This window comes from Flavobacterium arcticum, from assembly GCF_003344925.1.
GTDB lineage: Bacteria > Bacteroidota > Bacteroidia > Flavobacteriales > Flavobacteriaceae > Flavobacterium > Flavobacterium arcticum.
The window spans coordinates 1,298,709-1,311,194 of record NZ_CP031188.1; the positions used below are offsets into that span (position 1 = coordinate 1,298,709).

A 12,486-nucleotide genomic window follows, 5' to 3' on the forward strand; every position below is an offset into this window, starting at 1 on the left:
TACCGAAAAACAGTTTGTTAAAACCACTTGGTAGGGCTATACAATAGCATTAATAGCCGATTCTATTGTGTTATAAATAGTATTTAATAATTCATCGCTAATGATATAGGGTGGGAGTATATAGATGATATTCCCCACAGGGCGTAGTATTACACCTTTTTCTATAAAATAATTGTATAATTTATTTCTAAGTCCGCCATAATAGCTTTCTTCACCATCTGTTTTTAATTCAAGGGCAAAAATTACACCTAATACTCTTGTAGTTTTAACCTTTGGGTGTGCTTCTATCTTAGTTTTAAAAGCAAGGTGTTGTTGGTTAATGCGCTGTATGTTTTCTTGCATTTCAGGTTGTTGCAATAGCGCAATACTGGCTAATGCAGCAGCACACCCTGTAGGGTTTGCCGTAAAGGTATGCCCATGAAATAATGCTTTGTTTACATCGTCATCATAAAAACCATCAAATAACTCTTGTGTAAAAGTCGTTAGTGCCATAGGTATAGTGCCACCAGTAAGTGCTTTAGATAAGCACATCATATCGGGTTGTGTAGTAAGGTAATCGCAAGCAAAGTTTTTACCTGTTTTGCCAAAGCCCGTCATTACTTCATCGGCTATGGTAAATATGTTATTTTGTTTACAAATGTCTATTAAATCATTTAATGCTTCGGGGGTGTACATAACCATTCCTGCCGCACCTTGTACTAAGGGCTCGAAAATAAAGGCTGCGTATTCGTCTGTTTCTGCAAGTTGTTTTAACGCTTCTATACTTGTCTCTTCTTGTTCCGCTACAGGTACAGGAATGCGGGTAACTTCTATAAGTGAGCCACGAAAGGCTTCGGTAAAAAATGATATACCGCTTGCTGCCATTGCCGCAAAGGTATCACCATGAAAAGCATTTTCGAAAGCAATTATCTTAGTGCGTTTTTCACCTTTGTTATAATTGTATTGTAATGCTACTTTTAAGGCAATTTCTACAGCGGTAGAGCCGTTATCTGAAAAGAAGAATTTTTGCTGATTTTGTGGTAGTATCTCTTTTAGTTTTTCGGCTACCAATACGGCAGGTTCATGTGTGAATCCGCCAAATAGTACATGTTCTAGCGTGGTAAGCTGCTTGTATATGGCATCGGCTATAAAGGTGTTGCTGTGCCCAAAGGGGTTTACCCACCACGATGCTATAGCGTCTATATATTGTTTGTCATCTTCATCCCATAGTAGCGCACCTTCTCCGCGTTTTATGGCTATAGGTAGTGCTGCTGTTTTGTGTTGTGTATAAGGATGCCAAAGGTATTCGGCATCACGTGCTACAAGGTTTTTATCTTTTGCGGAGGTGGTTTTATTTACGTTGCTCATTATGAATTTAATGCTTCTAGGTTATTTTTAAACTGATCGGCATAATCACGAATAACTGTTGTATCGAAAAAAGGCTCGTTTTCTATCCTGCCAAGGAATGTAATACCTGTTTTGTGTAGTATTATTTCTTCGGTTGCTTTGTTTTCTTCACCATTAAAAATGATACCTGCAACCGCTATATTTTTATTTTTTAAGGCTTCAATAGTAAGTAACGTATGATTGATACTACCCAAGTAATGGCGTGATACTATGATAACTTTATAATCGGGCTGTATAAGGTCGGCAATAGTATCATTATCATTTAACGGAACAAATAGTCCGCCAGCACCTTCTATAACCAAATGATTTTTAGTTTTGGGGGCTTTTATTTTTTTAAGGTCTATAGTAATACCGTCTATTGCTGCTGCAAGGTGCGGACTTGCTGGTGTATTGAGCGCATAGCTGTTATCGTGAAATGTTGTTTTAGTGTTAGAGATGTATTTTTTCACTTTATGACTATCAGAATTGTTGAGATCTCCTGCTTGTATGGGTTTCCAGTAGTCGGCTTCTAGAGCTTCGGTAATAATTGCCGATGCTATTGTTTTACCTACGTCTGTGCCTATACCTGTTATAAATAGTTTCATTCTCAATTTGATTAGATAACAAATTTACTAAATAAGCAATCAATATTTTACTAGGTAAAGAAGACTTTGTTTTTTGCACATAATGCTTTATAACTTTAATAAAACATTACCATATAGGATAGCATATTATATGTAATTTTGAAAATATTCATCAAATTTAACACCTGTTTACCTATGAATACATTGAAAGTGCCATCTTATATAAAAGCTGTTTTTATATCGTTGCTCATTATTCTTATCGTTTTTTTTATGATAGTGGGAAAAACTATTTTGGTGCCGCTTTTTGTATCGGGATTTATATCAATGTTATTAACACCTGCTTGTAATTGGTTAGAAAAGCGTAAAGTTCCTAGAACAGTAAGTGCTGCGGTGAGTTTGTTGATTTTTATGATTGTTATATCCGCCTCATTGGTTTTTATCTATTTTCAAGTTCGTGGTTTTGTAGAGGATTTAGGTGATAATCTTTCGGAAAAAGTAAATGGATATGTAATAGATGCTAACAACTGGAGTTATGAAAATCTAGGCATAGATATGGGTATGTACAATGGTTTTGAGTTTAAAAAAGCAGTAGCTATTGTACAAACAGAAGATGCTAGCCCCACACAACTTATATTTATTACACTAAGTACTTTATCAGATATATTACTGTTACCTGTATTCATTTTTTTCCTGCTTATTTATAGAGACCACCTTGCGGTATTCATCAGTAAAGTTTTTCGGAAGCAAAATGATAGTGACTTGCTAGACAAGTTAACGGCTATTCGCCGAATAGTATATGATTATATTAGTGGGGCAGGAAAGGTGATGATGATACTTGCTATAATAAATACGGCTGTGCTTTTTACCTTGGGTATAGAACACGCTATCTTTTTTGGAGTATTAGCAGGGATGCTAAACATCATTCCGTACTTAGGTCCTATACTGGGTGCCGTACTACCTTTCTTCTTTGCTTTAATAACAAAAGATGGGTTGTTTTACCCAATAGCTATTATTATATCGTTTACTTTCATACAATTGTTAGAAAATGCCTTTCTTACTCCTAAAATTACAGGAAGCAATGTAAACCTTAATGCCTTTGTTACTTTTTTGGGACTGCTTATAGGTGCGGCTATTTGGGGGGTGGTAGGCATGATTTTGATTATCCCTACTATTGCAATACTTAAAAAACTGTTTGAAATGAATCCTGAAACGCAACCGTATGCTTACCTGTTTGGTGAAGAGGATAGCAACTGGTTTAAGAAGCGATTACGAAAACGTGAACAACCTAAGCCTGAAGAGTCAATTTAAGATGTGCTAATACAGCTGTAATTTCTGAAGGGGTATTGTAGCTGTGCAAACAAAAGCGTAAGCGTTCTTTTTCTTTGGGCACGGTAGGCGAAAGTATAGCTTTTACATTATAACCACTATGCTGTAATTGTTGCGCTATATTTTTTACTTTTTCATTTCCTGATAATATAGTGCAATGTATAGCTGAGTTACTGTGTATAAAAGTAGTTAGTTCTAGTCTTTTGACTTCGGCTTTAAAAAATTGAATATTGCTTTTCAGTTTTTTACGATTTTCATCATCCTCTTGTAGTTGCTTGTAAGCACAAAAAACAGTAGCAACACTATGCGGTGGTAATCCTGTAGTATAGATAAAACTGCGGGCGAAATTAACTAGATAATCCATAAGAGCTTTGCTGCCCAAAATAACCGCACCATGAGAGCCTAATCCTTTTCCAAAAGTCATGATTCTGGCAAAAACTTTATCCTGTAACTCTAAATGTTGTACTAAGCCTTCGCCCTTTATACCGAATACTCCTAATGCATGAGCTTCGTCTACTATAAGCTTGCAATTATGGTTGGCTGCTAATTCTGCTAGAGCGGTTAAGTCAGGGCTATCGCCATCCATCGAGAAAACCGATTCGGTTACAATATATAGCTCAATAGCAGTACCCTTGTGTCGTTCTATGAGCTTTTTTAATGCATCTAAGTTATTATGTGGGAATTTGTATGCTATAGCATTGCTCAGTCGCATACCATCGCGTATAGAGGCATGAATGAACTCATCATATAATACCACATCTCCCTTTTGCGGCACACAAGAGAAGAAGCCAACATTAGCATCGTAGCCTGAGTTAAATATAAGCGCATTTTTGGTATTGTGAACTTGTGCTATATAGCTTTCAACTTGGTTATAAATATTATGATTTCCGCTAATAAGCCGTGAACCTGTGGCGCCGTTAGTTATACTATTATGCTCGATGAGGTATTGGTGTGCTGCATCAAAAATGGTCTTGCTTTGCGATAGTCCTAAATAGTCATTCGATGCAAAATCTATTAATGATGATGGGGTAGGTAGCTGGCGTAGCAAACCATTTTGCTGGCGTTGTGCTAATTTATCTGAAAGCGATTTGGGTAACTGCTGCATACCTCAAAAATAAGTATCTTTTTTAGTATTGACTAACTACTTTAAATATTGATTAAGATAAAGTAATTATTGTTTATCAATAATTATACTATATTTGCATCATCATATTAATCTAAACCAACTAACCATGAGAAAGCTTTCTACTTTAAAAACTATTGCCGATATACTATTTGTTCTTACTATGATAGGAGCTGTGATTGGTCTCCCGTTTATATTGATGCTTGCAGTTATGCCTGAACAAGTTCCATTTACATTAAATGAGAATCTAGAAAGTATAGGTGGTTGGGAGTTAATTATTATATTACTTATAGTATATCTGGGTGCTTTGTTCTTTGTATATGCACTTTACTTGTTTAGAAAAACGCTTGATTTATTTAGAAAACGAATCATTTTTGATAATCGTGTTATTAAAAACTTTGATCAAATTGGTAAAGCAATATTGATAGGTTATTTTATAATATTTACAATGTACGTGTTTACTTGGTTTACAGATAACACTCATGAAATAAAGTTTAATATTGGATGGAATAATACATTGTTTACAATAGGTCTTGGTTTGTTCTTTATAGTACTAAGTGAAGTATTCCAGATGGGTAAGAACTTGAAAGAAGAAAACGAGCAAACAATATAAGTTATGAGGTATCATTTAAATATTATACTGCTTGCCATTCGTGCCATGATAATTGTAATAATAGTTTATACGGGAATGCAACTCTTTAAGGCTTATGCTACATTTTTAAACCCAACGGGCTTTGAAAATACTATAAGAGAAGAATTTGATACATTTAGTAAAGGATTTGATATATCTCAGGGTGCTTTACCTTATTTTTATATACTTTATGCTATACTATTGGGGTACTTGGTATATGTTTTAATAACGCTGTATCGTAGTTTTGATAGGTTGCAAAAAGGGGAGGTTTTTTATAAAAAACAGGCTGCCGAGTTTAAAAGGGCAGGGGGTGGAATTATCATATTTGCAAAATGTAAATACTTACTGTTTTGTGTTTTTGGAGTTTTTTTCTTTCGTAGTTTTAGCATTTTTATTAAGGAGATCCCTATGTTTCTTGTGGTTTATTTTTTAGGTAAACTTGTGTTGGTATTATATTACTTAGCCGAGAAAGGTACATTCCTGAAAGAGGAAAACGAATTAACTATATAGCTATGCCAATAATTATAAATCTTGATGTAATGCTGGCAAAGCGGAAAATGCGAAGTAATGAGCTTGCTGAGCGTGTAGGGATTACTACGGCAAACCTCTCGATATTAAAAACGGGTAAAGCAAAGGCTATACGGTTTAGTACGCTCGAAGCCATTTGTAAAGAACTGGATTGCCAACCTGCCGATATTATGGAGTATGTAGAAGAGGTGAATAATAAACTATAAGAGAATTAATTTTAGATAAGAAGAATTAGCCGTTTTTGATATTTTATTATTCTTTTTCAGGCTCTATCCATATTCTGTTATGAGGGTCGGTGGCATCTAGTAAATCTGTATTTAGACTTGCTGCAATATGTTTTCCCATTTCTAGAGCAGGATCAGATTCTGTATTGCTGTATATAGTAAAATGTTTTGACGTTTGATGCCAAACATTTACATTATAAATAATTCCATAACTCTTTCTTCCATCTCCATCGCTATCACTGCTTACGCCTTGCTGAAAAACAGAAATATATTCAATATTGGGTAGTTGTTTCCATTTTCCGAATTTTGTGAAACCAATATCAAACTCTTTTTTAAATCGTTTGTGTTTTATGTCGAATAAAATGTTTTGTATTAAAGAGAACCGCAATCCCAATAAAAGTAATACAATAGAGAATTCGAGTAAATGAAAAGAGCTTCTGGCTTCTCTTGTATTCAAAAATCTGCCATCTACAATTGTTATTATAAATAAGGTTACTGCTCCAGCATAACATAGTAGCGCTATACTTATTTGCTATATAGGGCGTTTACCCTCTGTAATTATTATGTTTTCCTGAATTGTATTCATGGTACAAAATCAAAAAAGCCCTTTCTTGTAAGAAAGGGCTTTTTAGTAAATATAAGTGAATTAATCAACCAAAATAATGATCTTATTGTCTTTCATCTCTAATGTACCCGACTGTATGGCAAGAAACAACTTTTGCTCTTTGTCATTACGAGTAAATTTTGGAGAATATTCGGTAGCAGCATTTAAATTATTTACTGCAATCTTAACAGTACCCGCTGCTAGTACCGAAACGATATTAGCGTGCTGGTTTAATAATTGAAATTCACCATCAACACCAGGTACAGTTACTGCAGTAACCTCTCCTTTAAATAAGTGCCCTTCTGGCGATACTATTTCTAACAACATAGTTTATAAGTTATGAGTTAATAGTTAACAGTTTGGCTTAGAGCCTAAAAACTGAAAACTGATTATGCCTCTGCAAGCATTTTTTGTCCTGCTTCAATTACATCTTCTATAGTACCTTTAAGGTTAAAAGCAGCTTCTGGTAAGTGATCAAGCTCACCATCCATAATCATGTTAAATCCTTTAATGGTATCTTTAATGTCTACAAGACAACCAGGTATACCTGTAAATTGCTCTGCTACGTGGAATGGCTGAGAAAGGAAACGCTGTACACGACGTGCGCGTGATACAGATAGTTTATCTTCTTCACTAAGCTCCTCCATACCAAGGATAGCAATAATATCTTGTAGCTCTTTATATTTTTGTAGTATCTCTTTTACTCTTTGTGTACACTTGTAGTGCTCCTCACCAAGAATTTGTGGTGTAAGTATTCTAGAAGTAGAATCTAATGGGTCTACTGCTGGGTATATACCAAGCTCGGCAATTTTACGAGAAAGTACTGTAGTTGCATCAAGGTGAGCAAATGTTGTTGCTGGTGCTGGGTCAGTAAGGTCATCCGCAGGCACATATACTGCTTGTACCGATGTAATAGAACCTTTCTTAGTAGATGTAATACGCTCCTGCATAGCACCCATCTCTGTAGCAAGTGTAGGTTGGTAACCTACCGCCGATGGCATACGACCAAGAAGTGCTGATACCTCTGAACCTGCTTGTGTAAAACGGAAGATGTTATCTACGAAGAAAAGTACATCTTTTCCTTGTGCTTCTCCTGCTCCATCACGGAAGTATTCAGCTATAGTAAGACCAGAAAGTGCTACACGAGCACGCGCTCCTGGTGGCTCGTTCATCTGTCCGAATACAAAAGTAGCTTTAGAATCTCTCATACCAGGTTTGTCAACCTTAGTAAGATCCCATCCGCCTTCTTCCATAGAGTGCATAAAGTCGTCACCATACTTGATAATGCCTGACTCTAACATCTCACGAAGAAGGTCATTACCTTCACGTGTTCTTTCTCCTACTCCTGCGAATACTGAAAGACCACCGTGACCTTTTGCTATATTGTTAATCAACTCCTGAATCAATACTGTTTTACCTACACCGGCACCACCAAATAATCCAATTTTACCACCTTTTGCATAAGGTTCGATAAGGTCGATTACTTTAATACCCGTAAATAAAACTTCTGATGAAGTTGAAAGATCTTCAAATTTTGGTGCTTGGCGGTGAATAGGTAAACCATTTTCGCCAGCTTTTGGCAAATCGCCAAGACCATCAATAGCATCGCCAATAACATTAAATAAGCGTCCGTAGATATCGCTACCAACTGGCATTTGTATCGGGGCACCTGTACCTACTACTTCATACCCTCTGCTAAGACCATCAGTAGAGTCCATCGAAATTGTACGAACCGTGTTTTCACCCACGTGAGATTGAACTTCAAGTACTAATAGTGTACCATCTTTTTTAGTGATCTCTAATGAATCATAGATTTTTGGAAGCTCAGCGTTCTGAGTGTCAAACACTACGTCTACAACCGGTCCGATAATCTGTGCAACTTTTCCTATTACTTTAGACATTGCTTATGTATTTATTAAACAGCTATTTATTTCCTGAAAAAACTTCTTTTTTCCGAGCGCAAAGATAGTTTTTTCTGAATGATTTATGCAATATTAATTTTGCATTTTTTTTAATAAAAGAGATTCTTCTTAAAAATTCAGTGTATTATTGTTATTGAACGAGGTGTTTTTTAAAGAAAAGTACTGTGAGATTTATTTGCGTAAATATTTATTAATAAATAGTACCTTACGATTAGTTTGTTGCTTTGTGAGGTATATTGTGTCTTTATTGTATCGTTCTATCTTGAAATCATAATCAAATACTTTGAGTGTAGAGTTTGTCTTATCATACTCCCATGAACATTCGTGGTATTCATTTCCATGTATATATGGTAATTCACTATTGTCTGATATGTTGAGATTTTTACAGTTATTGTTGTTGTCGAACCTCATGTACCAAGGTGATTTAGAGTTTGGGTTTAAAATACTATCATTTATATAAACCCATCTTTTATCGGGATTAGTTAATAGTGTTTCAAATTCTGTTTTTTTACAGGATGTAAAAACAAAAAATGGGATGATTAAAAAGGGTTTGTAATTCATCTCAAGAGATTATTTGTTTAAGTTTAGATCGTTTTTTCTTCTTTACAAGAAAGAATTGTGATAAAGACTAATGAGTTCTTCATGTTAAACTTTTCTATTAGATAAACATACGAAAAAGGCAGTTGATAATTAATTATCAACTGCCTTTTTATATAGTTCTAAAATAAAGTTTTCCTTACTCTACCGTAACCGATTTTGCAAGGTTACGCGGTTGGTCTACATTACATTCTCTCATTACTGCAATGTGGTAAGACAGTAATTGTAACGGTATAGTCGTTAATAGCGGCGATAATGCGTCTACTGTTCTTGGTATCTCGATAACATGATCTGCAAGTGCTCTTACTTGTGTGTCACCCTCTGTAACTACAGCTATAATTTTACCACTACGTGATTTTATCTCTTGTATGTTACTTACTATTTTATCATAATGCTCTTGCTTTTGTGCAATAACTACAACTGGCATTTGCTCATCGATAAGGGCAATAGGGCCGTGTTTCATTTCGGCAGCAGGGTAACCCTCAGCGTGTATGTATGATATTTCTTTAAGTTTCAATGCGCCTTCTAGTGCTACAGGGAAGTTGTACCCTCTACCTAAGTATAGACAGTTAGGAGCATCTTTATATATTGCTGCAATAGCTTTTGCAGTATCGTTTGTTTCTAATGCTTGTTGTACTTTTTCTGGTATCAATTCTAATTCCTGTAAATATCTGTGGAAATCAGAATTGGTAAGTGTTCCTTTAGCTTGTGCTAAACGAAGTGCAATAAGCGTTAATACTGTAATTTGGGTAGTAAATGCTTTAGTAGAAGCTACTCCAATTTCGGGCCCTGCATGGGTATAAGCCCCTGCGTGAGTTTCACGAGAAATAGATGAACCTACTACGTTACATACTCCAAATACAAAAGCACCATGCTCTTTAGCTAGTTTTATAGCAGCAAGGGTGTCGGCAGTTTCTCCTGATTGTGATATGGCGATAACCACATCATTTTCACGAATGATAGGGTTTCTGTATCTAAATTCAGAAGCATATTCTACCTCTACAGGTATGCGTGAAAATTCTTCAAATATATATTCGGCTACAAGTCCTGCGTGCCAAGATGTACCACAGGCTACAATAAGAATCCTGTCGGCATTCAAGAATTTTTGCAGGTTATCTTCTATACCTGCCATTTTAATAAGACCTTCGTTAGCATGAAGTCTACCACGATAAGTGTCTTTTATAACAGCTGGTTGTTCATATATTTCTTTAAGCATAAAGTGGTCGTAACCACCTTTTTCTATCTGCTCAAGGTTCATTTGCAATTCCTGAACATAAGGGTCAACTAAAGAGTCATCTTTAATTTTTCTTATTTTCATTGGTTTGTGCAAACGGATGATTGCCATTTCTTCATCTTCTAGATAAATACAGTTTGATGTATACTCTATAAATGGAGAAGCATCTGATGCTATAAAGAATTCATCTTTACCAACACCAATAGCAAGCGGACTACCTAAACGGGCTGCTACAATTTCTTTTGGTCTGTCTTTGTCAAATACAGCAATAGCATAAGCTCCTACCACTTGGTTAAGCGCTATTTGTACCGCTTTACCTAGTTTAAGGTTGTCTTTTTTCTTAACGTCTTCAATTAAGTTAACCAGTACTTCAGTATCAGTATCCGAATGAAAAACATAGCCTCTTGCAATAAGCTCTTTTTTTAACGGCTCATAGTTTTCTATAATCCCATTATGTACAATTGCTAAGTTGCCTGAATTAGAATAGTGCGGATGTGAATTTACATCGTTAGGAACACCATGGGTTGCCCATCGGGTGTGTCCAATACCAATAGTACCCGTAACAGAAATTTCTTCCTGTGATTTTTTTTCAAGGTCTGAAACCTTACCTTTAGTTTTAGAAAGCTTTAAGTCGTTGCCATCAAATAAGACAACTCCGGCGCTGTCATAACCTCTGTATTCCAGTCTCTTAAGACCTTTAATAATTACAGGGTATGCATCTCTGTGACCAATGTAACCAACAATTCCACACATAGTTAATAATTAATTTGGTTTAGTATAAAAAATTTCAAGTTTGAGGCGCTTTTCTTCGGGTACATTGCTATTACTACCATACAATACTGTTCCGAACGGATGTACTACAGATGATACAGGAACGGTTTTAACCTCTGTTTCACCTGTTGTAAATGGCTCTTTTAATGCAGCATTGGTAATAACGTTAATACTCTCTGTAACAACAAGACCTAGCTTAACATTTGTAGAGTCTTTGTTTATAATGTTACTAATGTGATTTGTAATTCTTATTTTATAGCTAAGCCCTCTATCATCAGTGTCATAACTTAGTAAGCCACCGTGCACATATTTACTGTATTTTGGCGCTGTACTGATAGATGTACCATCTACACTATAATCATATAAAGGTCTTTTGTTGGTAAGGTCATAAAGATACACTCTCATGGGTTCTTTAGCATTTGCCATAGTTTCTTTATCTACATAAAAAGTAATGCTTGCGTCATTTACAAGTATTCTCTCTGCTTTTAAGAGTGCTATATCTTCATCGCTAAGTATATCTATAGTCGCCATAGATCCTGCTCCGCCCTTAATGTATAAACGTTCGTCGCCTGTAGTATCATCATTACTAGTAATTGCTGTAGTAAATGGTGACGAATAGGTGTTGTCAAAAAAGTTAATAGTATTGCCTGATAAGTTTAAGGTAATGGTTTTACTCTCGGTCTCATCTAAAGGATCTCCAGTTTCTAGATCAATTTTGTTATCGGTATATTTTATTGTAATCTTACCTTGGTCAAATCGTGGCATACCCATTACCGATTGATCTCCTATTTGTTCTACTTGAAAATAAAGTCCTCTAAAGTATTCTCTAAAAATATTGTTGTTAAGTAAATTTCCTGATGCTCCAGCATCAAGTATTTTAGACTGGAAAAAATCTTTATTTAGGTATAAAAACATTCCTGGGGTATAGGTTTCGGCAACAGTACCTGTACCATATGTTCTTTTTACTTCTGATGCGCTATACCCAAAAGTTTCATTCTGACTTTCATCTCCACTATTGTTAAGTAGTGTTGTGCCTCTATTATTCTCAATTAAAGTTTTGTCGTTAGAATAGTATTTTTGTACAGAAGCTTCTCCTTCTCCAGGATCAGTATCTCTAAGGAAATACTGGTTTTCATAAATATGCAGTTTAAACTTAGCATTGCTGTTTCCGTAAATAGAATCTAATGTATAAGTGCTTTCTCCATCAGAGTCTGTGCTTTCTAGTGTACTGTAGTAAGGCACATATAAAAACACAGAGTCTATAACAGGGTTATAAAGTGTTGGATTAGCGGTTACAAGTTCTACTTGACTAACAAAGCTAGCGATAGTTTTGCCAAAGATGGGGTTGTCATATACTCCTAAAGAGTTTATGGGCAGGTTATTTGCCTGTACAACTCCTGTGCCTACATCTGTAGCAACTATACGGGCTTCATATTGAGACATATTATGATGTACATCGTTATCAATAATGTTAGCGCCAATGTCATTATAATCAGTGTCGCAAGCAATAAAGAATACTATACCTAAAGCAAGAATGAGTTTTTTATAAAACGAACGGTTATTCATATAAGTTTTTT

Annotated in this window: 13 protein-coding genes; 4 read left to right on the forward strand and 9 right to left on the reverse strand. The window is 35.4% G+C overall.

The genetic code is table 11. The features are described 5' to 3' along the window. Nucleotides 1-36: 36 nt before the first annotated feature. Together bioA and bioD are read right to left on the reverse strand one after the other, a co-directional pair. Entirely contained in the window at nt 37-1,347 is a 1,311-nt protein-coding gene (bioA, locus tag DVK85_RS05935; RefSeq protein ID WP_114677559.1) for an adenosylmethionine--8-amino-7-oxononanoate transaminase, read from the reverse strand. Next, nucleotides 1,347-1,970, reverse strand: coding sequence for a dethiobiotin synthase (gene bioD / locus DVK85_RS05940; RefSeq protein ID WP_114677560.1), 624 nt, complete (start codon nt 1,968-1,970; stop codon nt 1,347-1,349). Before bioD ends, bioA begins: the two co-directional genes overlap by 1 nt. 174 nt (nt 1,971-2,144) lie before the next feature. Here bioD and DVK85_RS05945 point away from each other — a divergent pair, with 174 nt between their 5' ends. Next, nucleotides 2,145-3,257, forward strand: a complete 1,113-nt coding sequence (locus DVK85_RS05945) for an AI-2E family transporter (protein WP_114677561.1) — start codon at nt 2,145-2,147, stop codon at nt 3,255-3,257. Here the strand turns inward: DVK85_RS05945 and DVK85_RS05950 are convergent. Further along, nucleotides 3,235-4,380, reverse strand: coding sequence for an aminotransferase class I/II-fold pyridoxal phosphate-dependent enzyme (locus DVK85_RS05950; RefSeq protein WP_114677562.1), 1,146 nt, complete (start codon nt 4,378-4,380; stop codon nt 3,235-3,237). The two genes, DVK85_RS05945 and DVK85_RS05950, sit on opposite strands and share 23 nt — an antisense overlap. A 127-nt stretch (nt 4,381-4,507) precedes the next feature. Between DVK85_RS05950 and DVK85_RS05955 the strand changes: the two genes are divergently transcribed. From DVK85_RS05955 to DVK85_RS05965, 3 genes are read left to right on the forward strand one after another with little or no spacing between them, the layout of a single operon-like run. Next, complete coding sequence (locus DVK85_RS05955) at nt 4,508-5,011, forward strand: DUF2975 domain-containing protein (protein ID WP_114677563.1); 504 nt, start codon at nt 4,508-4,510, stop codon at nt 5,009-5,011. 3 nt (nt 5,012-5,014) lie between these two features. Beyond that, complete coding sequence (locus tag DVK85_RS05960) at nt 5,015-5,539, forward strand: DUF2975 domain-containing protein (RefSeq protein ID WP_114677564.1); 525 nt, start codon at nt 5,015-5,017, stop codon at nt 5,537-5,539. Nucleotides 5,540-5,541: 2 nt separating this feature from the next. Continuing rightward, on the forward strand, nt 5,542-5,763 hold the full coding sequence (locus tag DVK85_RS05965; protein ID WP_114677565.1) for a helix-turn-helix domain-containing protein: 222 nt from the start codon (nt 5,542-5,544) through the stop codon (nt 5,761-5,763). A 46-nt stretch (nt 5,764-5,809) separates the two neighbouring features. On the opposite strand, the gene DVK85_RS05970 is transcribed toward DVK85_RS05965, so the two are convergent. The 6 genes from DVK85_RS05970 to DVK85_RS05990 all read right to left on the reverse strand — a co-directional run bounded on the left by DVK85_RS05970 (nt 5,810) and on the right by DVK85_RS05990 (nt 12,475). Further along, nucleotides 5,810-6,238, reverse strand: a complete 429-nt coding sequence (locus DVK85_RS05970) for a hypothetical protein (protein WP_114677566.1) — start codon at nt 6,236-6,238, stop codon at nt 5,810-5,812. A gap of 189 nt (nt 6,239-6,427) precedes the next feature. Next, nucleotides 6,428-6,712 (reverse strand): F0F1 ATP synthase subunit epsilon, encoded by a 285-nt coding sequence (locus DVK85_RS05975; RefSeq protein ID WP_114677567.1) that lies wholly within the window; start codon nt 6,710-6,712, stop codon nt 6,428-6,430. A 62-nt stretch (nt 6,713-6,774) separates the two neighbouring features. Continuing rightward, nucleotides 6,775-8,286 (reverse strand): F0F1 ATP synthase subunit beta, encoded by a 1,512-nt coding sequence (gene atpD, locus DVK85_RS05980; protein ID WP_114677568.1) that lies wholly within the window; start codon nt 8,284-8,286, stop codon nt 6,775-6,777. 192 nt (nt 8,287-8,478) lie between these two features. Continuing rightward, entirely contained in the window at nt 8,479-8,718 is a 240-nt protein-coding gene (locus tag DVK85_RS13495; RefSeq protein WP_127960557.1) for a hypothetical protein, read from the reverse strand. 325 nt (nt 8,719-9,043) lie between these two features. After that, complete coding sequence (gene glmS, locus DVK85_RS05985; protein WP_114677569.1) at nt 9,044-10,891, reverse strand: glutamine--fructose-6-phosphate transaminase (isomerizing); 1,848 nt, start codon at nt 10,889-10,891, stop codon at nt 9,044-9,046. Nucleotides 10,892-10,900: 9 nt separating this feature from the next. After that, the gene (locus DVK85_RS05990) at nt 10,901-12,475 is read right to left on the reverse strand and encodes a DUF4270 domain-containing protein (RefSeq protein ID WP_114677570.1); all 1,575 of its coding nucleotides are present in this window, start codon (nt 12,473-12,475) and stop codon (nt 10,901-10,903) included. Nucleotides 12,476-12,486: the final 11 nt, after the last annotated feature.